At 36.4% G+C, this 24163-nt stretch carries 19 protein-coding genes; 13 read left to right on the forward strand and 6 right to left on the reverse strand.

Annotated features, from left to right (window positions below; all coding sequences use genetic code 11):
* The first annotated feature begins 245 nt into the window (after positions 1-245).
* The 3 genes from lysS (at position 246) to NG809_RS17210 (ending at position 3996) form a co-directional block, all read left to right on the forward strand.
* Positions 246-1946 carry a lysine--tRNA ligase gene (lysS, locus tag NG809_RS17200; protein WP_262152503.1) on the forward strand — a complete coding sequence of 567 codons (1701 nt, stop codon included), beginning with the start codon at positions 246-248 and terminating at the stop codon, positions 1944-1946.
* A 32-nt stretch (positions 1947-1978) separates the two neighbouring features.
* Complete coding sequence (locus tag NG809_RS17205) at positions 1979-2743, forward strand: methyltransferase domain-containing protein (RefSeq protein ID WP_262152504.1); 765 nt, start codon at positions 1979-1981, stop codon at positions 2741-2743.
* 485 nt (positions 2744-3228) lie between these two features.
* Complete coding sequence (locus NG809_RS17210) at positions 3229-3996, forward strand: OmpA family protein (protein ID WP_262152505.1); 768 nt, start codon at positions 3229-3231, stop codon at positions 3994-3996.
* A gap of 2 nt (positions 3997-3998) precedes the next feature.
* On the opposite strand, the gene NG809_RS17215 is transcribed toward NG809_RS17210, so the two are convergent.
* The gene (locus NG809_RS17215) at positions 3999-5012 is read right to left on the reverse strand and encodes a cytochrome d ubiquinol oxidase subunit II (RefSeq protein ID WP_262152506.1); all 1014 of its coding nucleotides are present in this window, start codon (positions 5010-5012) and stop codon (positions 3999-4001) included.
* Positions 5009-6352 (reverse strand): cytochrome ubiquinol oxidase subunit I, encoded by a 1344-nt coding sequence (locus tag NG809_RS17220; protein WP_262152507.1) that lies wholly within the window; start codon positions 6350-6352, stop codon positions 5009-5011. The genes NG809_RS17215 and NG809_RS17220 overlap by 4 nt, the downstream gene beginning before the upstream one ends.
* 228 nt (positions 6353-6580) lie before the next feature.
* On the opposite strand from NG809_RS17220, the gene gyrB reads away from it, so the two are divergent.
* The 6 genes from gyrB (at position 6581) to NG809_RS17250 (ending at position 15202) form a co-directional block, all read left to right on the forward strand.
* The gene (gene gyrB, locus NG809_RS17225; RefSeq protein ID WP_262152508.1) at positions 6581-8515 is read left to right on the forward strand and encodes a DNA topoisomerase (ATP-hydrolyzing) subunit B; all 1935 of its coding nucleotides are present in this window, start codon (positions 6581-6583) and stop codon (positions 8513-8515) included.
* Between the two features lie 139 nt (positions 8516-8654).
* A complete protein-coding gene (locus tag NG809_RS17230) occupies positions 8655-10547 on the forward strand; it encodes a DUF3857 domain-containing protein (protein ID WP_262152509.1) in 1893 nt (630 codons plus the stop codon).
* A gap of 2 nt (positions 10548-10549) precedes the next feature.
* Entirely contained in the window at positions 10550-12484 is a 1935-nt protein-coding gene (locus tag NG809_RS17235; protein ID WP_262152510.1) for a transglutaminase-like domain-containing protein, read from the forward strand.
* Between the two features lie 56 nt (positions 12485-12540).
* Positions 12541-13362: an RsiV family protein gene (locus NG809_RS17240; RefSeq protein WP_262152511.1), complete on the forward strand. Its 822-nt coding sequence runs from the start codon at positions 12541-12543 to the stop codon at positions 13360-13362.
* A gap of 150 nt (positions 13363-13512) precedes the next feature.
* Positions 13513-14307, forward strand: a complete 795-nt coding sequence (locus NG809_RS17245; RefSeq protein ID WP_262152512.1) for an RsiV family protein — start codon at positions 13513-13515, stop codon at positions 14305-14307.
* Positions 14308-14350: 43 nt separating this feature from the next.
* Complete coding sequence (locus NG809_RS17250) at positions 14351-15202, forward strand: diacylglycerol/lipid kinase family protein (protein WP_262152513.1); 852 nt, start codon at positions 14351-14353, stop codon at positions 15200-15202.
* Between the two features lie 139 nt (positions 15203-15341).
* On the opposite strand, the gene NG809_RS17255 is transcribed toward NG809_RS17250, so the two are convergent.
* A complete protein-coding gene (locus NG809_RS17255) occupies positions 15342-16622 on the reverse strand; it encodes a dicarboxylate/amino acid:cation symporter (RefSeq protein ID WP_262152514.1) in 1281 nt (426 codons plus the stop codon).
* A 94-nt stretch (positions 16623-16716) separates the two neighbouring features.
* Positions 16717-18402 carry a gamma-glutamyltransferase gene (gene ggt, locus NG809_RS17260; RefSeq protein ID WP_262152515.1) on the reverse strand — a complete coding sequence of 562 codons (1686 nt, stop codon included), beginning with the start codon at positions 18400-18402 and terminating at the stop codon, positions 16717-16719.
* A 92-nt stretch (positions 18403-18494) separates the two neighbouring features.
* Between ggt and NG809_RS17265 the strand changes: the two genes are divergently transcribed.
* Both NG809_RS17265 and NG809_RS17270 read left to right on the forward strand, forming a co-directional pair.
* Entirely contained in the window at positions 18495-19457 is a 963-nt protein-coding gene (locus NG809_RS17265) for an NAD-dependent epimerase/dehydratase family protein (RefSeq protein ID WP_262152516.1), read from the forward strand.
* Positions 19458-19541: 84 nt separating this feature from the next.
* The gene (locus tag NG809_RS17270; RefSeq protein ID WP_262152517.1) at positions 19542-20294 is read left to right on the forward strand and encodes a polysaccharide deacetylase family protein; all 753 of its coding nucleotides are present in this window, start codon (positions 19542-19544) and stop codon (positions 20292-20294) included.
* Between the two features lie 132 nt (positions 20295-20426).
* Here the strand turns inward: NG809_RS17270 and NG809_RS17275 are convergent, their stop codons facing one another.
* Both NG809_RS17275 and NG809_RS17280 read right to left on the reverse strand, forming a co-directional pair.
* Positions 20427-21632 carry a metallophosphoesterase gene (locus NG809_RS17275; RefSeq protein ID WP_262152518.1) on the reverse strand — a complete coding sequence of 402 codons (1206 nt, stop codon included), beginning with the start codon at positions 21630-21632 and terminating at the stop codon, positions 20427-20429.
* Between the two features lie 64 nt (positions 21633-21696).
* Complete coding sequence (locus tag NG809_RS17280) at positions 21697-22764, reverse strand: 3-oxoacyl-ACP synthase III family protein (protein ID WP_262152519.1); 1068 nt, start codon at positions 22762-22764, stop codon at positions 21697-21699.
* A 100-nt stretch (positions 22765-22864) separates the two neighbouring features.
* On the opposite strand from NG809_RS17280, the gene NG809_RS17285 reads away from it, so the two are divergent.
* A complete protein-coding gene (locus tag NG809_RS17285; protein WP_262152520.1) occupies positions 22865-23434 on the forward strand; it encodes a FixH family protein in 570 nt (189 codons plus the stop codon).
* Positions 23431-24162, forward strand: a complete 732-nt coding sequence (gene ubiE / locus NG809_RS17290) for a bifunctional demethylmenaquinone methyltransferase/2-methoxy-6-polyprenyl-1,4-benzoquinol methylase UbiE (RefSeq protein ID WP_262152521.1) — start codon at positions 23431-23433, stop codon at positions 24160-24162. The genes NG809_RS17285 and ubiE overlap by 4 nt, the downstream gene beginning before the upstream one ends.
* The last annotated feature ends 1 nt before the right edge of the window (position 24163 follow it).

Below are 24163 nucleotides of genomic sequence, written 5' to 3' on the forward strand. Positions count from 1 at the left end.
ATCTTAACAGATGCAAATATCGCAGCCCGACTTGAGTGGAGCTCTTTTTGTGAGGAGGAACGACGAGCAAAAAAGCGGGAACGGAAGGCGGAAATTGCTGCCCAAATAATTCACATCTTCAATCCAATATAAAACTTTTGTGACTTTTGACTGCGTCGAATCTACGATTTATGTCTAAAACAAATTTGAGGTTTCATAAACGTTTAAATTTCCTTATTTTTGCAATTCGAAAAAATTGAATTATAATGCAATTATCAGAACAGGAAATCATTAGAAGAGAAAAGCTGACTAAGCTTGTTGAAATAGGAATCAACGCATTCCCTGCAGAAGAATACACGGTTACAGATACTACAGAATCTATAAAACAGAATTTTTCTGAAAGTAAACAGGTGAAGATTGCGGGCAGACTGATGTCTCGCCGTATTCAGGGGAAGGCTTCTTTTGCTGAATTGCAGGATTCTACAGGAAAAATTCAGGTGTACTTCAACAGAGACGAAATCTGTACAGGAGAAGATAAAACTTTATACAATGACGTTTACAAACACCTTTTAGACATCGGTGATATTATCGGAATTGAAGGTGAACTGTTCACAACTCAGGTTGGAGAAAAAACTGTTTTGGTGAAAAACTTTACGCTTTTAACGAAAACTTTAAGACCGCTTCCGCAACCAAGAACTGATGAAAATGGAGTAGTACATGATGCTTTTAACGATGCTGAATTGAGATACAGACAACGTTATGTAGATTTAATCGTGAATCCTCATGTAAAGGAAACTTTTGTGAAGAGAACAAAAATGTACACAGCAATGCGTCAGTTTTTCAATGACGCTGGTTACATTGAAGTTGAAACTCCGGTTTTACAGGCAATTCCTGGTGGAGCTGCAGCAAGACCGTTCATTACGCATCATAATGCTTTAGACATTCCTTTATATATGAGAATTGCTAACGAATTGTATCTGAAAAGATTGATCGTTGGTGGTTTTGACGGTGTATATGAATTCTCAAAAAATTTCAGAAATGAAGGAATGGACAGAACGCACAATCCTGAATTTACAGTAATGGAAATCTATGTTGCTTACAAAGATTACTATTGGATGATGGATTTCACTGAGAAAATGATTGAACATTGTGCGATTGCGGTAAACGGAACTACAAAAGCGAAATTTGGTGATCAGGAAATTGATTTCAAAGCTCCATACGCAAGAGTTTCCATGACGGAAGCGATCATAAAATATACAGGTTTCGATATTACCGGAAAATCTGAGCAGGAATTGTTTGATTTTGCCAAATCTATCGGTATCGAGGTGAATGAAACGATGGGTAAAGGAAAATTAATTGACGAGATTTTTGGTGAGAAATGTGAAGGTAACTTCATTCAGCCGACTTTCATTACCGATTATCCTGTAGAAATGTCGCCTTTAACCAAAAAACACAGAAGTCAGGAAGGTCTTACCGAGCGTTTTGAATTGATGGTTTGTGGTAAAGAAATTGCCAATGCTTATTCAGAATTAAATGATCCGATTGATCAGAGAGCACGTTTTGAAGATCAGTTAAAATTAGCTGAAAAAGGAGACGACGAAGCAGGACAATTCATTGATGAAGACTTCTTGAGAGCTTTGGAATACGGAATGCCGCCAACTTCAGGAATGGGAATCGGAATGGACAGATTAATTATGTTTTTAACGGATAACGCATCCATTCAGGAAGTATTGTTCTTCCCACAAATGAAGCCGGAAAAAACAGTCTCACAGGTTGAATTGGGAGAAGATGAAAAAGTGATTTTGGAAATTTTAAACTCACGTGAAGAAGTATTTTCTTTAGCTGAAGTAAAAGAAAGAAGTCAGTTATCCGGAAAAAAATGGGATAAAGCTTCCAAAACTTTAACCAAAGGAGGTTTGGTTAAAGTGGAGAAAATTGATGAAAATGTTTTGATGAAGTTGGTTTAAAAAATATTAACTATCAATAAAATTAAAAAAAAATGCACTTACAATTGATGATCGAAAAAGTAAAGTTGAGAATTGATCTTTATCTTAATTACCGGAAAAATCAGAAATGGTTTAAGGAATTTCACCATCTTTTTGAAAATCAAAAAGGTTTGGAAATTGGAGGACCAAGTTTGATCTTTCAGGAAGATATTCTGAACGTTTATGAATTGGCTAAAACTGTTGACGGTGTGAATTTCAGCTCCAATACAGTGTGGGAGGGTGAAATTAAAGATAATGTTTACAAGTATGCGGAAAATAAAACAGGTACTCAGTTTATATTAGACGGAACAGATTTGAACCAAATTCACGATAACTCTTACGATTTTTTACTTTCGAGCCATAATCTTGAGCATATTGCAAACCCATTAAAAGCTGTGGAAGAGTGGGTAAGAGTATTAAAGAAAGGAGGTGCATTGGTTCTTATTTTACCAGATAAACGTTACACATTTGATATTAACAGGCCTTATACTAAATTTGATCATATTCTTGATGATTTTAGAAATAATGTTGACGAATATGATCTTACACACATAGATGAGATTTTGAAACTTCATGATTTGAGGAGGGATAATGGTGCACCAAAGGATATCGACAAATTCAGAGAAAGGTGTGAGAAAAACTTCGATAACAGATGTTTGCATCATCATGTCTTTAGCACAGATCTTCTGGCTGAAATTTATAATCATTTTGATCTTGAAATTTTAGGACAGAAATTTATCGAACCGGTTCATAAAGTAATTATTGGGCGGAAGAGATAATTTATTTAGCAAATGTGGATTATAAAAAAATATCCGCACTAAAATAAAAAAATACAGAACTAACTAAACTGAGAAAGAGAACATACAGGAAAGTGTGCTTTTTTTTGATTTTTTCTCCTCTCGCTAATCTCTCAGCAAAAAGTATTTACTTTGCAGAATTTAAATAGGTCAATCAGCCTAAAAAAATGATATAAATCTTCCAAAACTTTGACCAAAGGAGGTTGGGTGAAAGTGGAGAAGATTGATGAGAATGTTTTGATGAAGTTGATTTAAAACCATTCAAAATACTATAGTTTAGAGCAGATTTTTTTAAAGTCTGCTCTTTTCATTACGATATGTTTTTTCTCCATGAATTTTAAACCAAATTTTAAGTTTGAAATTTTAAACAATAAAACACTATTTTTCCGTTTTTAATAAAACATTTTGAGATGAAATACTTTGTGTTGCTTTTTGTGCTTTTCTGTTGTTCTGAAACGGATGCTCAAATGCTCACATCTGTTTATTTCAAAAACAATTCTTTTGATTTAAATTCAGAATCGAAACAGGAATTAGACAGTCTTTCTCAGTTAAAATCAAATCTTACGTTCAGAATTTTCGGGAATGCCAATCCGTTGGGAAGTGAAGTTTTAAATAAAAAACTTTCTGATCAGCGTGCAAAAACTGTCAGCGATTATCTGCAGAAGCGGATTGGAAAGAATATTAAATTGTCAGGATCGGTCGGGTTGGGAATTTCAAAACAAATTAATGACAACAGCACCGAAATCTTACAGGCAAAAAACCGTCGGGTCGATATTTTTATTGAAAAAAATTTCGCTGTTGGTGAGAAGATTTCCAGAAAACCGCATCCCAGTTTTTTTGATCTTAAAATAGAAATGATGAAAGTGAAGGATACTTTTTCACTTCCTGATGTCAACTTTATTGGCGGACGCCATGTTTGGCTGCCGAAAGCAAAGCCCAGACTGTATCAGCTGCTTAAAATTCTGAGAGAAAATCCGGTTTTGGAAGTTGAACTGCAGGGTCATATTTGCTGTGATTATGAAAATTTTGACGGGGAAGATCAGGATCTGGGAACATTCAATCTTTCATTCACCAGAGCAGATGCTATCAAAGCGTTTTTGGTTAAAATGGGAATTGATCCCAAACGCATTAAGGCGGAAGGGCAGGGATATCTCAATCCGGTCGTCTATCCCGAGGTGAGTGAAGAAGACCGGACTAAAAACAGACGTGTGGAATTGGTTTTAATTAAAAAGTAAATCTAAGGACGTTTTTGGGATGCCTTCGAAAACGAAAACATCAGATAAAACAAAAACGGCAGGATGAAAATTGAACCTAAAATTAATGCCCAACCCAATGCTGAAACCGTTTTTTCTGCTGCGACGTGTTTTAACAGAGAAAGATGTTGCCCGTTTCCTAACAGAATAATATCAGGATTATGCTGATAGGTCGCCGCTACCAAAATCATAATGATCTGGAAACCCGCCAAAGCCCTTACCGGAAGCAGTTTTCTCATGTGCATTGCTCTTAAAATTAAACCTAAAGAAACTGTAGCAAAAGAAATTGACATCACACCTAATGGTTTGGAGAAAATCCATTTCGCTAAAGGGATTCCGGAAAAATGAGCGGCAGCAAAAACGAGGAGTCCTGTGATGACAACAAAAACCATCGTCTGGTGCGATTTTTTGATCATTAAACCTAATTCTAATCTGTCACCAACTTCTCGTAAAGAAAAAATCGAAGCCAGATAAGCACAGAGAGAAACGGTAAATAATCCAACTGCAACACCAAACCAGTTGAGCCAACTGAAAACATAGAGATCTAAAAAGTTATTTGCATCAGGATTAATGGATTGCGAAACGGTAGCTGCGGCGATTAATCCTAAGAAAAATGGTGTTAAAAGACTTGCGTAATAAAAGATCTGCGTATAAATAATCTGCCAACGGTCTTCGACTGCATCGTAATGTCTGAAGGTAAAAGCTGTACCTCTCGCGATAATTCCTACCAGCATCATTACCAGCGGAATGTGAAGATAAGTGGACAGTGTGGTATAAATTTCAGGAAAACCGACGAACAGAATTACAATTGCAATGATCAGCCACATGTGATTGGCCTCCCAAACGGGCGCAATTGATTCATACATTATTTTTTCGGTATATTTTCTGTTCTTCTTTTTGGTCATTAATTCCACAATTCCTGCACCGAAATCAGCTCCGCCCAAAATCACATAGAGACATACGGAAAGCCACAGGAAACCAATTACAACGTAGATCATGATTTTTTGTTTTTAGAGTTAAACTGTGCATCTGATGGGTCGTAAAGTTTCGGAACCATTTTGATCTGTCTGTTGAGAAGAAATATAATTATTAATGACAGTGAAATAAAAATCGCCGTGAAAAAGTAAAATGAATATTGAATTCCAGGCATAGGAGTTACGGCATCAGCAGTTCTCATAATTCCATAAATAATCCAGGGTTGTCTACCGACCTCAGTGACTGTCCAGCCCGCTTCCAAAGCGATATATCCGAATGGTGTTGCAAAAAGGAATGTTTTCAGAAGCCAATTTTTATTCAGCCAATCTTTTTTGAAAAAGAAAGCATAGAGGTAAAGACTTCCAATCGAAATCATCACCACACCAAAGAAAATCATAATCTGAAAAGCGTAATGTACAACGGCGACGGGCGGCCATTCATCTTTAGGGAAATCATTCAGACCTGTCACTTCTGCATTGAAATCATTGGTTGCCAGAAAACTTAATACTTTTGGAATTTTTAGAGCATAATTAATTTCGCCCTTTTCTTCATCAGGAATTCCGCCAATCACGAAAGCTGCGCCTTTTTCAGTTTCAAAATGAGCTTCCATCGCTGCCAGTTTTATAGGTTGTCTTTCTGCAACAGATTTTGCGGCAACATCGCCACTCAACGGAGCTCCGAAAGCACCAATCATGGCAAAAGCAGCGGCAATTCTAAATGCTTTCGTATGAAATTCCACATTCTTTTTTTTCATTATTAAAAAAGCATGCACTCCAGCAACGGCAAATCCTGTCGCGCAGAATGCAGCCACCGTCATGTGCAGAGCCTGAGGAAACCAAGCGTCATTGAACATCGCTTTTATAGGATCAATATTGACATACTGTCCGTTAATATAATCAAAACCTGCAGGTGAATTCATCCACGCATTGGCAGCAACGACCAAGATCCCCGATGCCAAACCACTTAAACCAACTAAAAATCCGCAAAACCAGTGAAACCATTTGTTGAATTTGTCCCAACCGTAAAGAAAAAATCCAATGGCGATAGCTTCAATAAAAAATGCTGTTCCTTCCAGAGAAAATGGCATTCCGAAAATGGGTCCTGCATGCTTCATGAAACCGGGCCAGAGAAGTCCGAGTTCAAAAGAAAGCATCGTTCCGGAAACGGCTCCGGTGGCAAACAAAATCGCTACGCCTTTGCTCCAGGCTTTGGTAAGACCTTTGTAAATTTCGTTTCCGGTTTTCAGGTATTTCCAGTGGGCAAAAGCCATGAGAAAAGGCATTACCATCCCTACGCAGGCAAAGATAATATGAAATCCCAATGAGAGTGCCATTTGCGCCCGTGCAGCTAAGAAATCGTCCATATTTTATTTTTTCAGCTGAAAGTTACGGATAAAATTATGGTAACTTAATATGATTTAAAACATTGCAATGATTTCAAATTTGCGTTGTAACTTTATTGGTTTTTAGTTTAAAAAAACTTCTAAATTTTAGGATTTATTCTGATATTTTAAGAAGAGAAATACTTTCATACCTCAAAAAAAATCACGATATTTGTGGGTCTTTGCATTAAGCAAATTATTTCAATTTATATGAGTCAAAAACAATATAACGCAGGAAGTATCCAGGCCCTTGAAGGGATGGAACACGTTCGGTTAAGACCATCCATGTACATCGGTGATGTTGGTGTAAGAGGTCTTCATCACTTGGTTTATGAGGTAGTGGATAACTCTATTGATGAGGCATTGGCCGGACATTGTGACACTATTTTAGTTACGATACACGAAGGTGAAAGTATATCTGTAAAAGATAACGGTAGAGGAATTCCTGTAGATTTTCACGAAAAGGAACAAAAATCTGCCCTTGAGGTTGTAATGACCAAAATTGGAGCCGGTGGTAAATTTGATAAAGATTCTTACAAGGTTTCAGGAGGTCTTCACGGTGTTGGGGTTTCCTGTGTGAATGCTCTTTCTACTTTATTGGTTGCGACAGTAAGCCGTGACGGTAAAGTATATCAGCAAAAATATTCTGAAGGTAAAGCTTTGGCTGACGTTGCCGAAATTGGTACTACTGACGAAAGAGGTACTGAAGTTTTCTTCCAGCCGGATGGAACTATTTTCCAGGAACTGGTGTACAATTATGATACACTTGCAGCAAGATTGAGAGAATTATCTTTCTTAAATAAAGGTATTACAATTACACTTGTTGACGAAAGAGAAAAAAATGAAGACGGATCTTTCGCTTTTGAAGTTTTTCATTCTGAAGGTGGCTTAAAAGAATTCGTGGAATTCATCGACGGAAACCGCGAATCTATCATGGAGAACGTTATTTTCATGGAAGGTGAAAGAGAAAATATTCCTATCGAAGTGGCGATGCGTTACAACACATCATTCAGCGAAAATCTTCACTCATACGTTAATAATATCAATACGCATGAAGGAGGAACTCACCTGGCAGGTTTCAGACGTGCTTTGACGAGAACTTTGAAAAAGTATGCTGACGATTTAGGTATTCCGGCAAAAGAAAAAGTAGAAATTACCGGAGATGATTTCCGTGAAGGTTTGACGGCTGTAGTTTCTGTAAAAGTAATGGAGCCTCAGTTTGAAGGTCAGACTAAAACTAAACTGGGTAACTCTGAAGTTTCCGGGGCGGTTGATAAAATCGTAGGCGAGATGTTGAGCAACTTCCTTGAGGAAAATCCTAATGAAGCAAAACTGATTGTACAGAAAGTTGTGTTGGCTGCAAAAGCGAGACAGGCAGCGAAAAAAGCCCGTGAAATGGTTCAGAGAAAATCTCCAATGGGAGGTTCCGGATTACCAGGGAAATTGTCTGACTGTTCTTCAAAAAATCCCGCAGAATCTGAACTTTTCTTAGTCGAGGGAGACTCGGCAGGTGGAACTGCCAAGCAAGGTCGTGACAGATTTTTTCAGGCGATTTTACCATTAAGAGGTAAGATTTTGAATGTTGAGAAATCAATGCTTCACAAAGTTTACGACAACGAAGAGATTAAAAATATTTATACAGCTCTAGGAGTTTCTGTAGGAACTGAGGAAGACAGCAAAGCTTTGAATTTATCCAAATTAAGATATCACAAAGTGGTAATCATGACCGATGCTGATATCGACGGTTCTCACATTTCAACTTTGATTCTGACATTCTTCTTCAGATTTATGAAAGAAATGATCGAAAACGGATACATTTACATCGCTCAGCCACCTTTGTATTTATTAAAGAAAGGAAATAAAAAAGTTTACGCTTACAACGAAAAAGAGCGTGAAGAATTCACTCTGGAAATGGCTCCAGACGGGAAAGGTGTTGAAGTTCAGCGTTATAAAGGTCTTGGGGAAATGAACCCTGAGCAGCTTTGGGAAACCACTTTGAATCCTGAACACAGAATTCTGAAGCAGGTAACGATTGATAATGCTGTAGAAGCAGATTCAGTTTTCTCAATGTTGATGGGAGATGAAGTTCCGCCAAGAAGAGAATTTATCGAGAAAAATGCAAAATATGCTAAGATTGATGCTTAACTGATTGCAGAAAATTATATATCAGGGAAGACTTTTTTTAAGTCTTCCTTTTTTATTTCTCAAAATATTGATTTTTTTTCAATAATTATTTAACATTTAATTAAGATTTTTATAAATTTGGTGAAAACTATATTTCACGATGAAAATTCTTATTACAGGAGCACTTTGTGTTGCTTCATTCTACTACTCCCAAACGTATCCCGTTTCTACGATTTCTCCTGGAATTAAAAAAAACGCAAGCGCGGTCATCCGTAACGAGAATACTCAGATCCAGATTAACAGAATTGATGAGATTGTTTACAAAAATTATTCTGCGGTAAGTGTTCTGAATAAAGAAGCGATAGGTTATGCTTCACCAAAAATATTTTATCAGAAGGGAGATGTTATCAGCAATGTAAAAGTGGTGATTTATGATGAAAGCGGGAAGAAAATTAAATCATTTTCCAAAAGTGATTTTTTAGATATGGCGGCCAACAGTCAAGGGTCATTTTATTCTGACAGCAGAGCTTTGGTTTTGTCTTACACACCTACTTCATTTCCTTACACGGTAGAGTTTTCTTACGATCAGAAAGATGAAAGCACAGTTTTCATTCCCGATTTTACACCGTTCAGCAATTTCAATATTGCTCTTGAAAAAAGTATGTTTTCGATAGTAAACAATTCCGGAATTAATTTAAGGTCAAAAATCTATCCCTCGCCATTTGGTTATGCATCTGTAAGTGCCGATGACAAGGGCAATACAAATACTTATACTTATCATAATATTCCTGCGCTGGATGAAGAAATTTTAGTTCCAAATCCTCAAAAAATTTTGCCTAAAGTAAGTTTTTCGCTGGATGAATTTAATCTCGTTGGGAAAAAAGGGAAAATTACGACATGGAAAGATTTCGGTTTGTGGTATCACAACAGTCTTTTAACGCCCGTTTCAGCATCCACTCCACAAATAAAAGCAGAAATTGCAGCTTTAAATCTTACCGGAACTAAGGAAGAAAAAATTAAAAAAATCTACCAGTACATGCAGAGTAAAACAAGATATATTTTTGTTTCTCTCGGAATTGGTGGCTGGCAGCCAATGTTGCCGGATGAAGTTCAGAAAAAGGGCTACGGAGACTGCAAAGGTCTTACCAATTACATGAAAATATTGCTTGATGAAGCTGGGATAGACTCTCATTATGCCATCATCAATTCAAATCCATCAGCAATCAGTTTTGATAAAGATTTCCCTAAAATGGGTGGGAATCACGTTATCCTGGTAATTCCTACAGAAAAAGGAAATATCTGGCTGGAAAATACGTCTCAGGAGATTGCTTTCAATCATTTGAGTTACAGCACAACAGACCGAAATGTTTTAGCCGTAAAACCATCAGGTATAGAAATTATTGAAACTCCAAACTACACCGCTCAACAGAACAGAGAAAAACAATTGATTGACATTGTTTTAAATACTGATAAAACCATCACCGGAAAAGCAAAACTGCAATACACAGGAAATCAGTACGATTTTAATCTAAGATTTACAGGTTTGTCTCAAAAAGAAAGACATGATGCGTTGAAATCACAAATGTCTATGCTGAATTTTGAAAATCTTGAGATGAATAATTTTAAGAATGACAGAGACATCGCCTCAATCGATTACGATTTAAATTTTAAAGCTTCTAATTATTCCAAAATGGTGGGAAGCAGTTTTATTTTCAGAGCAGTGCCTATTTATTCTGAAGGTTTTTTCCATGAAAACGAAACAAGAAATCTACCTTTTGAAACAAAATTTGCTTACGAAGACGATTATGAAATTTCTTTTGAACTTCCCCAGGGTTATTTCATAGAAGAATTGCCTCAGAACGGAATTTTGACCTCTGAATTTGGAACCTACAGTCTTAATTTTGAGAAAAAAGATTCTAAACTGATTGTGAAACGACTGATTCAGATTAAAAAAGGAATTTATACCAAAGAGAAATACAATGATTATGTAAGTTTCAGAAAAAAAATTCTGAATGCCGACAATTCAAAAATAATGATCTCAAAAAAATCATAACCATGAAAAAAATATTAATAACCTTCTGCTGCGTTTCGGCGGCATTTCTGTATTCTCAGAAGCATGAATTTCTGAAAATGCCAAAGTTCACCATCGAAGATTTAAAGAAAACCAAATCTCAGATTGACGAAAAAGCTCCTGCAGAAATACTTTATCGCTCGGTTCATTACAGAATTGACGATACTTCGGGAGATTTATTGAAAAATATCGCCTACAGAATAAAAGTCTACGACAAAGATAAAGTGGAAGACTGGATGAATCTGGAAATCTCTTTGTATGACAACAATTCCGGCAGCAGAGAGGCTTTGAGATCAATGAAAGCTGTAGTGTACAATCTGGAAAACGATAAAATTGCAGAAACGAAAGTAGATAAAAGTTCTAAATTTAAATCGAAAGAAAACAAATACAGTACAGTAAATAAATTTGCTTTCCCGAACATTAAAAACGGTTCTGTTATTGAGTATAAATATGAAGTATCATCGCCTTTTGTATATCAGGTTCCGATGGCGTATATTGAGCTCGACATTCCTTCAGAGTACACAGAATATGTTTTTGAATCACCTGTGGAAATGTCTTATCACATAGATTTTACCGGTAGTCTTACTCCTAAACACCGCAAAGTGGAAGAAGCACAGCTTTATGGAAGAACCACAAAAACCTACCGTTTTGCCTACGAAGATCTGAAAGCATTTAAGTCTGAAAAGTTTGTAAAAAATGAAGACAATTACCGTACAAAGATACGCGCTGAATTGCATTCTACTTTTTTCAACAATAATTTGAAGATGTATACATCTACGTGGGAGGATATCAGAAAAAAACTTTGGGATGATGAAGATTTTGGAAACCAGTACAAAAAAGACCGCGTTGCCAAAGAACTTTTGCCTGCGGAAATTATGAATGAGAAAGATGAAATGAAAAGAGCAAACTCAATTCATAGTTTCGTGAAATCTAATTATACCTGGAATGAAAATAACGGTTTCTATGCAGAAAACGGATTGAAAAACCTGATGAAAACCAAAACCGGAAACTGTGGAGATCTGAACCTGATGTTGCTGAGCATGCTCAGAGGTTCTGGTATTAAAGCATATCCTGTGTTGATTTCTACCATCAAAAACGGAAGTGTAAACGTCACTTTTCCCAACGTGGGAAATTTTAATTACATGGTAGTCTGTGCTGAAATAAGCGGTAAATCCTACTTGTTTGACGCAACTTCCAAGCAGGCTTCAGAAGGTATTTTGCCGTCAAGGGTCTGGAATAATACCGGACTTCTTCTAAAGGATGATAAAGCTGATGTAATCAGTATCAACAACATCAAAATGTCTTATAATTATCTGACGACTAAGGCTAAAATCAATGAAAATGGAAGTATCAGTGGGGTTTATGAAGATAAAGATGTAGGATTGTTTGCGATGAATGCAAAAGAAAATTACGACGAAAATCAGGAAAAATACAAAAAACAGTATAAAGAAAACTTTTCAGTAGATTTTACAGATATTCAATCAAATATTCTTGAAAACGGTGATTTTGAATCTAAGATGAGTTTCACCTCCGAAAATCTGATTGACAATGTGGGCAAGAAAAAAATATTTAACCCGCTTCTGTTTTTACATTCGGCAGCAAATGATTTTGACCAGACGGAAGAGCGCAAATATGTGATCGATTTTATTTCTCCAATTTCCAAAATCAAAACGGTGGAAATTGAAATACCGGAAGGTTATGAAATTGGTGATCTGCCGAAAAGCAAAAAAATTGTCACAGAAGATAAAGAAATCAGTTACTCATACATTGTAGAGAAAACCGATAAAAAAGTGAAGGTCACTTCGCAATACAAAATAGCAAGTGCAGATTATCCTAAAGAATATTATCCCGCTTTCAAGCAGATTTGGAAAGTGATTTCAGACAGTGAAAGCCAGGTAATGAGCCTGATTAAAAAATAACATCCCAAACCATTCATAATTGAATGGTTTTTGCATTCAAAAGCTAAAATTATTTTATGAAAAGATCTGCTTTAGCATTTGCCATCGGAATCTGTACGCTGTTTGTGTCTTGTAAGAAAGAAAAAAATACAGATCAGGCAAACAATCCTGAACCCGCTTTGGAGAAATTTGTAATAGACTCACTTTCACTGAAAGATTCTTTGGTGATGAGCCCAAAACTGTCGCTGGAGTACCGTTCGGAAGTTTTGGTTTATCCTTCAGTTAAAGACAAAGCTTTGTTAGACAGCATCTATTTTATTTACAAAGGAATTACAGATTTTTCGAAAAACGGATTACAGGATTTTCTACAGAAAGATAAAGCGGATTATTTTAATGAAACCAAAAGCCGCAGCAAAGACTGGCTTGCTGATATTTCCTATAAGCAAACATGGTATACGAGTTTCAAAATGAAACAGATTTCACATAAAAATGATTTTCTGCAGCTGGAATATCTTTCTGCTGCTTACGAAGGTGGTGCTCATGATAATTACTGGTTTTCCAACAGGATTTTTGATTTAAAAAGCAATAAAAAACTGCTTCTGTCAGATATCACAACAATGCCTGAAGCAAAAATTTCAGAAATTCTAAAGAAAAACATGGATAAAATTCACAGCGGCACTACAGATTCCAGAGGCGATGTGAAAAATTCAGATATGCTTTTGGTAGACGTAATTGAGCCGAATGATAATTTTTATTTTGACGGCAAAAATCTATATTTCCATTACAGTCCTTACGAGATTGCAGCTTTTGCGGCCGGCGATATCGTGATTCCTGTTTCATGGATTGAACTTCAGGGAACATTAAAACCTGAATTTGAGAAAAGACTGAATTCACATTAACTGAAATTTCGCTTAATTCCTTGCCGAAAATTTTAAAGATTTAACAGATTAAAAATTCTGAAATATCTGCTTTATCAGTAAAATCTGCCGGATATTAATTTTTATTAAATATTTTAATCAAAAAAAATTCACAAACCATCACAATAAATTATGAAAAACCTATTTTTCGCACTATCCATTCTTGCCTTTGCTTTTTCCTGTAATAAAAACCAGAGAGAAAAAACAGTAACGGTAAAAAATGATTCTTCTGACATAAAAAAAGACAGCATTCAGATTACAATTGATTCTCTGATCGTGGAAGATTCCGCAAGGTATTCAAAAACCTTTTCTGCGGAGTACAGACAAAAATTACTGACTTTTACAGGTCTTCAGAAAAATGTTTTAGACAGTCTCTATTTTGGGGAACTTCGTTTAAAAGAGAAGCCTATGACAGATTTTTCCACCGAAAGTATTAAAGCGAGAATGACTGAAAACATGAAACAATACCTTGCAGAAAGCGGCGCGGAAGATGATTATGTAAACAGAGAATATAAACAGACGTGGGATGAGATTTCGGATATGAAAGTTTTGTCCCATACCAAGGATTTCCTCACCATCAACTACAATGGCTATGGCTTCAGCGGCGGCGCACATGGTTATGGGTACGAGCTTTACAAAGTGGCAGATCTTAAAAATCAATCCATTTTACAGTTATCTGATATTGTGGAAGCTACAAAAATCAACTGGCAACCAATTTTATTAAAGCATGTTGACAGAGAATTGCTCTTTGATGAAAACATTACGGCTGATAAAAACTTTTATTTTGATAATCAGTCGCTCACATTTATTTATAATCAATATGAAATCGCCCCGTACGCAGCAGGAATTATCGAAATTAAAGTACCTTTTTCAGAAATTAAACAATATCTGAAACCTGAATTTGAAAAGAGACTCAACATTAACTAATATTAATGCTTCCGGATCAGGAAGCATTTTTTATTTTTACAGAATGGAAAAAGTAGCTTTCATCATCAATCCTTTTTCAGCCAAAAAAAATTACCAGCCTTTCCTAAATGAGCTGAAAGCCAAAGTAGAAAATCCTTTGTACTACATTTCAGAATCTATTCCGGGAACAAATGAGTTTATCCGAAAAAACTTTGATGTTGCCGATATTTTCGTAGCAATCGGCGGCGACGGAACAATTTCTACGGTGGCGGGAAATATTATCAATTCAGAAAAAATTCTTGCTATATTTCCGGCAGGTTCGGGAAACGGGTTTTCCAATGAAACTCAGTTCAGCAAAAATCTGGATGAACTTTTAGATAAAATAAAAGTGAAAAATTCCAGAAAAATAGACACTTTTACTGTAAACGGAAAGCTATCCATCAACGTTTCAGGAACCGGTTTCGATGGAAAGGTCGTTAAAGAATTTGAAAAAACCGATCGTGGATTTAAGAATTACATCAAAGTTTCTCTTCAGACATTCTTCAGCTACAAACCTATAAAACTTGAATTTTCTGATGAAAAACTGGCTCAGCACAACGGAAAATATCTGATGGTAAACATTGCGAATACAAGACAGTTTGGTAACAATGCTTACATCGCACCAATGGCAAGCAAGAGTGACGGTCTTGTGGATATGGTTTTGGTCAAAAAATTTCCGTTGACCTATTCGCCGCTTTTTGCATTCAGAATGTTTACAAAAAAGCTGAAAAACGATGACTACATCACTTATCTGCCCATCTCAGAAACTGAATTCAGTGTAAATACAAAAAACTGGCATCTCGATGGGGAATTCAACAGAATAGAATCACCAATCCGCATCAAAGTACAGCCCGCAAGCTTAAGAATTTTAATATGAATCATTTGCTTAATAAAAAAAAGCCCTCCGGAGGAAGGCTAAAAAACACAAATGATGAAAAAAAATTTGATTATTGTAATCACTTACAAAATTAAAAGTCTCACTGTAAATAATTTGTGGTTTCGGTCATAAAAATACTTTATACCTCTAATTTTTTCTCAATTTCGTTGGGATTGGCAAGACAATATTTCAGTTGATCCTTATCCAGCTGCTTTTCCCAGTTCGCCACAACAACTGTAGCTACAGAATTTCCGATAACGTTGGTTAAAGCACGGCATTCGCTCATAAATTTATCAATTCCCAATATCAAAATCATTCCCGCGATGGGAATTTCCGGAACGACAGCCAGTGTCGCAGCCAGTGTCACAAAACCTGCTCCGGTAACTCCGGCGGCACCTTTAGAACTCAACATTGCTACGAGTAAAAGCATCAGTTGTTTTTCAATGGAAAGATCAATATTTAAAGCCTGTGCAATGAAAAGTGAGGCCAAAGTCATATAAATATTCGTGCCGTCAAGATTGAAAGAATAGCCCGTAGGAACTACCAAACCGACGATAGCTTTCGAGCAGCCTGCTTTTTCCATTTTTTCCATAATTCCAGGTAACGCAGACTCTGAAGAGCTTGTGCCTAAAACCAAAAGAAGTTCTTCTTTGAGGTAATACATCAGTTTAAATATGTTAAAACCATTATACCAGGCCACTGCGCCCAGAACTACGACAACAAAAAGTGCTGATGTAATATAAAATGTTCCCACTAAAAATATGAGATTTAAAACAGATGCCAATCCGTATTTTCCGATTGTAAAAGCCATTGCCCCGAACGCTCCGATGGGTGCGAGCTTCATCAGCATATGAACAATTTTGAAAACCGGAGCAGACAGAACCTGTAGAAATTCTGTGATTTTTCCGCTTTTTTCTTTTGTTAAAACCAAGGCAACACCAAATAAAATGGCAACCAATAAAACCTGAAGAATATTTTCACCCACCAACGGACTGAAGAGTGTTTCAGGAATAATATTCATTATGAATCCCGTGAGTGTGGTCTCGTGCGCTTTTTGCTGGTATTGGGAAACATCTCCGGAAAGACTTGCAGGGTCAATATTTAGTCCTGAGCCTGGCTGTAAAATATTTCCCACTACAAGCCCGATGATTAATGCTAAAGTGGAAAAGGTGAAAAAATAAATCATCGCTTTTACGGCAATTCTTCCCACTTTTTTCAGGTCAGTCATGTGGGCAATTCCCAAAGTGAGTGTAATGAAAATTACCGGAGCAATAATCATTTTTACGAGCTCAATAAAGCCGTCGCCCAAAGGTTTCATCTTTTCGCCAAGCTCAGGATAGAACTTCCCAAGCAGAATTCCCAGTACGATAGCAACAATTACCTGAAAATAAAGTTGCTGATATATCTTTTTTGATTTCAAAATATAAATTTGACGGGAAATTAAGAAATTAAATTCAATAGTAAATTTTAAATCTGAAATCTCAAATCTCAAATCTCAAATTTTAAATCATAAATCACTCCACCGCAACAGAATCATCGCCACGCCCATCGGCAACTGCGTGAATGTTTCCGTTTTCATCGACCAAAATCATTTCCGTTCTGCCGAGCTGATTCCATCTTTCAGCTTTGTAGCCGAGATTTTCAAGATTTTTGATGGTGGATTCTGGGAAATTCTTTTCAAAAGCAACCATCTCCGGCAGCCACTGATGGTGAAATTTTGGCGAATTTACGGCGAGGTTGGCATTGAGTTTAAAATCAATCACATTTACAACAGACTGAAAAACAGAAGTTGGAATTGTGGTTCCACCCGGAGTTCCCACAACCATAAAAGGTTTGCCGTTTTTCATGACAATCGTTGGAGTCATCGACGAAAGCATTCTTTTTCCCGGCTGAATTTCGTTGGCTTTACCGCCCACTGCACCAAACATGTTGGGAACGCCTGGTTTTACAGAAAAATCATCCATTTCATTATTCAGAAAAAATCCTGCTTCGGAAACCACAACTTTACTGCCGTAGAGTCCATTCAGAGTCGTGGTAACAGCCGCTGCGTTTCCATCTTTATCAATTACTGAAATGTGAGTAGTTTCTGTAGATTCTGTCGGTTGCTGAACGATTTTCCCAACTTCTGAACTTAATGTTGCTTTATTAAAGCTAAAAGATTTCCATCTTTTTCTTAAATAATCATCCGAAATTAATAAAGATGTTTTATCATTTATAAATGCCGGATCGCCCATGTATTCCGCTCTGTCGGCAAATGCTCTTCGTTCGGCTTCCACCATAATTTGTACAGCTTCCGTAGAATTTTGCTGATACTTCTGAAGGTTTTCAAAAGAAGACATTTTCAGCATCTGTGCCAGAAGAATTCCTCCGCTGGAAGGCAAAGGCATGGAAACAATATCGTTTTCTTTATACTTAAAATTCAAAGCTTTTCTTTCGATAACTTTATAGTTTCTGAGATCGTTCAAGGAAATAATTCCATTGCCGTTTTTCATCTCTTTGGTAATTAAATCTGCCGTTTTTCCTTCATAAAAACCTTTCATTCCGTTTTTCTGAATGAGTTTTAAAGTTTCTGCCAGTTCTTTTTGTATCAGAATATCACCTTGCTTCCATTCGGAATTTTTTACAAAGGCGATTTTATTTTTATTATTTTTTTCAAAAAACTTTTTGCTGTAATTCAGCAGTTCTGCTTCCTGACTGGTGATGGCAAAACCCTTTTCAGCAATATCAATGGCAGGTTGGATCAGTTTTTCCATCGGAAGTTTACAGTATTTAAGCGTGGCAAAAAATCCGGCGACACTTCCCGGAACTCCTGCAGCTAAGCGTCCGTTTTGAGACAAGTCTGTATCGGCATTTCCTTTTCTGTCGAGATACATGTCTTTAGAAGCCTTTTCGGGAGCGGTTTCACGATAATCCAGACTGAAACTTTCTCCGTTATTTTTGACGCCCACCAAAAAGCCACCGCCACCCAGGTTTCCGGCTTGCGGATAGACTACTGCCAAAGCGTATTGTGTTGCGACGATTGCATCGTAGGCATTGCCACCAATTCTGAGTATTTTCGCGCCTGCTTCGCTGGCTAAAGGGTGTGCACTCACCACGACGCCTTTTTTAGAAACCTTCACTTCTTTTACAATCTGAATATCGGTGTATTGCGCTGATACAGAATATCCTGCGAAGATCAGGATACAGATAATTTTTCTCATCATTAAAATTTACAGTCTAAATTACAATTTTTGTTTCACGGTAGTACCTAAAATTTTTATTTTTGCTTTCAGTCAACCAATAAAAATTAAAAATGGAGTCTTTCACGGAAAAAATATTGATAACAGGAGCTTTAGGGCAGATAGGAACAGAACTTACCAACCGTCTTGTAGAAATACATGGTGCTGATAATGTGGTGGCTTCGGGGCTTGACAGATATCAGAAAAATCTTACATCAGCCGGTCACTACGAGAGAATGGATGTTACCAATACCCAGCTGGTAAGACAGGTAATTAAAGATTATGAGATTACCACAGTTTATCATTTGGCTTCCTTATTGTCCGGAACATCAGAGAAGCAGCCTGTTTTCGCGTGGAAACTTAATCTTGAACCTCTCCTGCATTTTTGTGAAATGGCAAAGGAAGGATTGCTTAAAAAGATCTTTTGGCCAAGTTCAATCGCTGTTTTTGGGAAAGGAATTCCTAAAGAAAATGTTGGGCAGGACGTGGTTTTAAATCCAACAACGGTGTATGGAATCTCTAAAATGGCAGGTGAAAAGTGGTGTGAATATTATTTTGACAAACATGGAGTAGATGTACGAAGCATCCGTTACCCAGGTCTGATTTCATGGAAAACTCCAGCTGGTGGCGGGACAACCGATTATGCTGTTGAAATTTTTTACGAAGCTTTGGAAGAAGGAAAATACACAAGTTTTATTTCTGAAAATACAGGAATGCCAATGTTGTACATGGACGATGCCATTGATGCAACTTTAAAATTAATGGACGCTCCAAAAGAAAATTTAACAGTCCGTTCGTCATACAATTTAGGTGGAATGTCGTTTACACCTAAAGAACTTTCAGCTGAAATTAAAAAGGAACTTCCTTATTTCGAAGTTGATTATAAACCAGATTTCAGACAGGCAATTGCAGATTCTTGGCCCGCATCAATTGATGATTCTGTTGCTAAAAAAGACTGGGGATTAACATACAATTTTGGAATTTCTGAAATGACTAAAGATATGATCAAAAATTTAAAGGTAAAACTGAATAAATAATACGAACTTCAAGTATATATTTAATTATTTTGTTTAAATATCTATTTTAAAGTATTTTATGTATTTCATCTAAAATTAACTTGAATGATTTTACTGACTTTTAATATTGCAAATTCTAATGCTGAAACAAAGAATCCGGCTGGAATTTCATTGGTTGAAAAGCTTGAAATTACCGAAGCTAACACAAAATCGATATTAAAAGTTTTGGATGAACATGACATAAAAGCCAGTTTTTTCATTGAAATTTCAATCATTGAAAAACTGCAGCAACTCACAAAAGCAATCTCGGCTCAGGGGCATGAGGTTGCTTTTTATAATGAAAACTCAACCTTGTCTAAAATTGAGGCCGTAAAAAGATTCACAGAAGATTTGCTGGAAAAACAGATCAGAGGCATCAGACAGAAAGATGAAAAATTTCCGCTGGATGAACTGAAACTTCTTGGCTTTAATTACGTTTCAAACATTGACAATTCAGACATTCTGTTTCCTTTTAAAAGACTCAAACGGAATACGGAAATACTCGAGGAAAATGGGGTAAGTATTGTACCGGAAAGTATCTCGCCTTATAGTCAGTTGCCTTACAATGATTTTGTTTTTCAGATCCTGCCAATGTCGTATTATCAGAATATGGTTTTTGAAACCTTGAAAAGTGAAGAATTTGTTTTGATTTATGTCAATTCATGGCAGTTTACCGAATTCAAAAAAATTGGCTTAAAAATGCCAATTTACAGACGGTACAATTCAGGCAAAAAAATGGAGGACAAACTGAATGCCCTCCTGACTTTTATCAACGAAAAAGAACTTGCAACTTCCCGTATGAAGGATTTTATTTTTTAGTTTCGGGGTACGGGTTAGGGGTTACGAGATTCGTTTTACGGGTTTCGAGATTCGCAACAACCTTTTTTCTACAGCCATCACAGCGACTTACTCAAATTTCAAACTTAAAACTTCAAATTTCAAATTAAAAAGCTAAGAGAGTTCAAAAAGCGTAATTTCCGGCAACACACCAACTCTTCCCGGATATGCTAAAACTCCAAAACCTCTGTTCACGTACAATAATTTTCCTTCGCTTTCATACAAATCGGCCCATTTCGGGTATTTGTACTGCACAGGCGACCATTTTACATTTTTCAAATCCAAGCCAAACTGCATTCCATGCGTATGACCAGAAAGTGTTAAGTGCACATTTCCTGGATGTTTTTTAACGATTGCATCGAAATGGGAAGGGTCATGGCTCATTAATATTTTTGGAGCGGATTCAGGAATGTTTTTTAAAGCTTTATCTAAATCTCCGTATTGCGGAAATGGCTTCAGACCCCAGTTTTCAATGCCTAAAATATACAGTTTTTCTCCGTTTCTATCGATTATGCGATGCTCATTTCTCAAATTTTCAAAACCGGCCTGTCTTTCATAATCAATCAGCGTTTCAAGATTGTCAATTTTGGCTTGTGGGGATTTCCACGTTACGTAATCGCCATAATCGTGATTTCCCAGTGTCGCCAACTTACCGTCTTTCGCTTTGATTTTTGAAAATAATGGAATGAATGGTTTGAACTCTTCCGCTACATTATTTACCATATCTCCCGTAAATAATACCAAATCAGGCTTTTGCTCATTAATCAAATCAATCGCATGCTGCAGTTTTTCAGGATTGGGAAAACTACCGCTGTGAACATCGGAAATCTGAATAATTTTATAGCCTTTAAAATTTTTTCCAAGTCCGGGAATTTTAATTTTAACTTTTCTTACTTTATGTCTGAATTTTCCAAATGTAATTCCGTCTATGAACAAAGCCGAAAATGCTCCGCCAAGACCTAACCCAACAAGACTCAGGAATTTTCTTCTTTCCGGAAAGAAATGATCGCCTGGTCTTGTAAAATTGAAAAAATAAGTTCCTGTACGGAAAATATCGTCAACGAGAAGAAACAGTACGACAAAAATTTTAGGTAAAATAAATATTAAAAACAGTGAAACAGTGAGATGAAGTCGGGTAGGATCTTTGTCTGCACGGGATATATTGGTGAGTTCGTAAGCAAACAATCCGTAAACTGCAAGTGTAATTGCCCAATATCCAAGCCTGATCCAGAAATTATCAGTAAGCGTTCGTACAGCTTGATAAATATAGACTTCCAGTAGAAGGAAAATGGCGGTGATGATTAAAAAATTCTTCTGCATAACGTTTAAAAAAAGCACAAAAGAGACATCCTTTGTGCTTTATATTTTTAATTTAAATAAAATTTTAAGGGAATCTGTAAACGATAGCATTGATGTTCATCCCGGCACCTACCGAAGTCATCACAATGTTACCTTTTTCCTGAAACGAATGACCCTCCATTTTTCCTTTAACTATTAGATCAAACATGGTAGGAATTGTTGCGACAGACGAATTTCCAAACTCCTGAATGGTCATCGGAGAAATAGAGTGGTTGTATTCCTTTATGTCATATAATTTGTGAAGTCTTTCGATCATGGCATAATCCATTTTTGCATTCGCCTGATGAATTAGAATCTTGTCGATATCTTCAATAGAAAGATTAGCGTCTTCAATCGTTTCTTTTATTGCTGCGGGAACGTTCTTTAGGGCATATTCGTAAATTTTTCTTCCCTGCATTCTCACGTAAAGTCTGCTTTGCTCTGCATCTTTGTTGATGGAAGGTCCGTTGGCAAGATAATTTAATTCAGGACCGTTGTCACAGATGGTATTGTGGGCAATAATTCCTACATTTTCCTGCTCTGTAGCTGTTACAACTACTGCACCGGCTCCGTCTGCGAAAATCATTCTGTTTCTGTCGTGCGGATCGGTAACTCTGCTTAAAGTTTCACCACCGATAACAAGAATATTTTTAGCAACACCTGCTTTAATAAAATGATCTGCTAAAATCATAGCTTCAACCCATCCTGGGCAGCCGAACATCATATCGTAAGTGATGCATTTTCTGTTTTTAATGCCCAGCTGGTTTTTCACTCTTGCAGCCATATTTGGCATAAAGTCTGAATAACCGTGTACTGTAACTTCACCAAAATTACTTGCATAAATAATATAGTCAAGAGTTTCGGGGTCAATTTTTGCATCTTCAATTGCTTTTTTAGCTGCTTCGTAACCAATTTTTGAGTTGGAAAGATCATCTTCTATAAACCTTCGGTTTTCAATTTCTGTGATTTCTACAAATTTTGAAATGGTTTCTTCGGCTGGCTTGTCGATTTTCTGGCCGTCTTCGGCATAAAATTCAGAATTTAAGAAAAAATCTCGTCCTACAATTCTGTTTGGTAGATAAGATCCTGAGCCAATGATGATCGTATTAGGCATTTTTATACAATTTTTTTAAGGTTGCAAAGTTAATAATTAATATTAATAAGAAAGAATTAAAATTATTATTAAATTTGCAAAAATTCTACTTTACATACTTATGAAAAACAATCCTTCTTTAAAAGGTCTTTTGATTGCATTGGTGGCGTTTGTGGGAGCCTTTGGGATTTATTTCTTCTTTCTTGCCAAGAAAAATTATTACGTGGTAGATAATCCCACTCCCAAAACATTTTACTATAAGATAAATAATAAAGGTGAGGGCATAATCTCTGCCGGACAAACCGTCTCTATCGACCTTGAAAAGGGTAAAAACAATATCAAAGTTTATGATCAGAATAAAAAATTACTTTACGATTCTGCCTTCGAAGTAAATAAACTGAGAGGGATGATAAATCTTGCTCATCAGGATTATTACATCAATGAACAATATTATGGGTACAACCTAAAGAAAGATTCCTTACTTTTGGCACTTGATAAGACTGTGATTGACGGCAAAATGTATTATGGCGGAGCTAAACATTTTAATAAATTGTACACAGAAGATTTTTATTACAATGTAGATGAAGAATATGACAGGCTGATCAAGAACATTCAAAAGGTAGAATCCCGCACTAAGATTTTCAGAAAGCAGGATTATCTCAATTATTATAACGAATATTACAAGTTTTGACAAAAGATATCAATAATGTAACGCCTTACAACTCTGAGGCAACGAAAAAAAGCCAGGTGGAGGATATGTTTGATAATATCGCTCCTAAATATGATCTTTTAAATCACGTTCTCTCAATGAAAATTGATGTGCTTTGGAGAAATACTCTGGTCAACTGGATGAAAAAAGATGCTCCACAGGAAGTTCTGGATGTAGCTACCGGAACAGGCGATCTTGCAATCGCAGTTGAAAAAGGTACGCAGGCAAAAGTAGTAGGTTTAGATTTATCGCAACAAATGTTAAATGTTGGCGTTATTAAAATAAAAAAACTTAAATTAGACGGCAAAATTTCCATGCAGAAAGGAGATGCTGAGAACCTTCCTTTTGAGGATAACAGGTTTGATGCAGTGTCGGTTGCGTTTGGTGTAAGAAATTTTGAAAACCTGAATAAAGGTTTGTCTGAGCTGAGAAGAGTGGTGAAAGAAAACAAAAGTATTTACATACTTGAATTTTCTAAGGTGGAAGGTTTTTTAGGACCGTTTTATATGTTTTATTTCAAAAACATTTTACCTGCAATCGGCAGGCTGGTTTCTAAAGACAACAGAGCTTACACCTACCTTCCAGATTCTGTGAATGCTTTCCCGTTTGGGGAAAAGATGAAGCAGATTCTTTTAGATACAGGATTTAAAAAAGTTGAATATAAAAAACTAAGTTTAGGTATAGCCACAATTTATAAAGCAACAAAGTAAC

The sequence above is a fragment of the Chryseobacterium foetidum genome, assembly GCF_025457425.1.
Taxonomy (GTDB): domain Bacteria; phylum Bacteroidota; class Bacteroidia; order Flavobacteriales; family Weeksellaceae; genus Chryseobacterium; species Chryseobacterium foetidum.